Genomic DNA, 2,523 nt, shown 5'->3' with positions numbered 1-2,523 from the left:
ATCTGAACTGACAAAACTTTCCGCATAGATTTTATAAACATCTTCGGTGCCCGATGGCCTTGCAGCAAACCAGCCATTTTCTGTAGAAACTTTTAGGCCACCGATTGCAGCACTATTACCCACCGCCTTGGTCAGTTTCTGCTGAATCGTTTCGCCTGCCAACTCGCTTGCACTCACCTGCTCAGCAGATAAGGCTTTAAGCTTGGCTTTCTGCTCTTTGCTTGCCGATGCATCAAGACGCTCATAAACAGGAGAACCGAACTGGTTTTCCAGTTCTTTATAACGCTCCCCCGGGTCCTTACCAGTTACTGCGCATATTTCGGCAGCCAGGAGATCCATGATAATGCCGTCTTTATCGGTCGTCCAAACTTGTCCGTTGCGTCTCAAAAATGAAGCGCCTGCACTTTCTTCTCCACCAAAACCCAAGCTGCCTTGATGCAAGCCATCTACAAACCATTTAAAGCCAACAGGCACCTCAACCAAAGGACGCTTTAGCGCGCTAGCCACTCGGTCAATCATGCTGCTGGAAACTAGCGTTTTGCCGATTCCAACAGATTCATCCCATTCAGGACGATGTGAGAAAAGGTAATCGATTGCGACTGCTAAGTAGTGATTTGGGTTTAACAAGCCAGAGCTTCGAGTCACAATGCCATGACGGTCGTAATCAGGATCGTTGCCAAAGGCGACATCATATTGGTCTTTTAATTCAATCAACTGACCCATGGCATAAGGTGAGGAACAATCCATACGAATTTTGCCGTCTTTATCAACACGCATAAACGAAAAGCTTGGATCAACCCGCTTATTGACTAACTCCAGGTTCAAACCATAATGCTCGGCAATCGGCTCCCAGTAAGCAATACCACTCCCGCCCATTGGGTCAACACCTATACGCAAGCCGCTTTTGGAAATGGCAGACATATCAACCACAGATTCCAGGTCCTTCACGTAGGGCATGACAAAATCAATTTCTTGCGTACTGCTAGCTGCCAAAGCCTGCGAATAAGAAACCTTTTTTACTTTTTCCATACCTTGAGCTAAAAGTTCATTCGCACGTGCCTGAATCAGGTTAGTAACATCGGTATCTGCAGGCCCACCATGAGGAGGGTTATATTTAAAGCCTCCATCTTGAGGAGGGTTATGGGATGGCGTAATCACCACACCGTCGGCAAGTCCCTGGGTGCGCCCTTGGTTATGACTAAGAATGGCGTGAGAGATAACTGGAGTAGGCGTATAGCCACCGCCCTGCTGAATGCGCACTTCGACATCTTGCGCCGCAAAGACTTCAAGCGCACTAATTAATGCAGGTTCCGACAAGGCGTGGGTATCTTTACCCAAAAATAAAGGACCACTAATATTTTGAGCCTGGCGATATTCACATAAAGCTTGGCAAATAGCCCAGATATGATGTTCGTTGAAGCTACAATTCAGCGCTGTCCCGCGATGGCCAGATGTACCAAATGCTACTGCATGATCAGAGTTTCCCGGTTCAGGTTGCCGCTTGTAATAACTCGCAACCAAGCGAGGGATATCAGTTAATATTTCTTGCGGTGCAGGCTGGCCCGCCAAAGAATGAACAATCATATAAGTCCTTTAAAATCAGATAGCTTTAACGATAGTCTGTTACTTTGCCATCAAGACTAACACAAAATAGTGTAGGCTTTCTTTACAAGCAATAAAATCTTCATCAGTGATATTTTAATGGTCAAATACGTAGCCCACAGAGCGGCGGCTTTTGAAGAACTCGGGGTTCTTAGGGTCGTCTTCAAAGTACTTTCGAAAACGGACAATAAAGTTATCGACGGTACGAGTCGATAGGTCTTTGGAAAAACCCCAGGCAACTTCTAAAATTTCTCCGCGTGACAGCGCTTTACCACGATTGTTAATCAATAACCTGAGCAAGCGAAGCTCTTGTTCAGTTAGGCTTATTTGTTGCCCTTTGCAATAAGCAACAGATTGAAGGAAGTCGATTTTGTTGCTGCCAAAGCTATATGGGTCCTGACTTCCACTCGCCGCATCAATACTATTATCTTGCCAGCTACTTTGTTTTAAAAGGCGCTCAACTCGTAACAGGAATTCTTCTAGGTTAAAGGGTTTAGAAAGATAGTCATCGACACCGTGGTTAAAACCCTCAATTCTGTCTTGAGCACTATTCTTGGCTGATAGAATAAGGATTGGCAAACGCTCATCTTCTAAGCGAATACGTTTAAGAACAGAGACACCGTCTATGCCGGGCAGCATCACATCCAAGACTATTAAATGCGGCCGCCACTGTTTCCATAAGGCTAGACCGGAAGTCCCTGTTTCCGCTAACGCCACCTTGTAACCTTGAAGCTCCAAATTTAAACGCAACCCCTCTGCAATATGACATTCATCCTCGACAACCAAGATACGCTCATTCTCTGGATCAAACACTAGTGCATCCCCATCATATTACGCGCTCTTTTCGCCATTGATAGTTTATTTCGCTGCGGGAATATAATAACAAACTCAGCCCCCTGCCCCGGCTGGCTTTCCTTAATC

The 2,523-nt window shown here is 45.8% G+C and carries 2 protein-coding genes; both read right to left on the bottom strand.

What is annotated here, in order from left to right; translation table 11 throughout:
- On the bottom strand, positions 1 to 1,584 hold a 1,584-nt coding region (pgm, locus tag A3757_RS16840), incomplete at its 3' end, for a phosphoglucomutase (alpha-D-glucose-1,6-bisphosphate-dependent) (RefSeq protein ID WP_068739969.1).
- 114 nt (positions 1,585 to 1,698) lie between these two features.
- Entirely contained in the window at positions 1,699 to 2,415 is a 717-nt protein-coding gene (locus tag A3757_RS16835) for a response regulator transcription factor (protein ID WP_068514346.1), read from the bottom strand.
- Between the last annotated feature and the right edge of the window lie 108 nt (positions 2,416 to 2,523).

This window comes from Oleiphilus sp. HI0117 (genome assembly GCF_001635235.1).
Note: the sequence above shows the minus strand (reverse complement) of the source record. Positions and strands in the feature narration are given on the sequence as shown.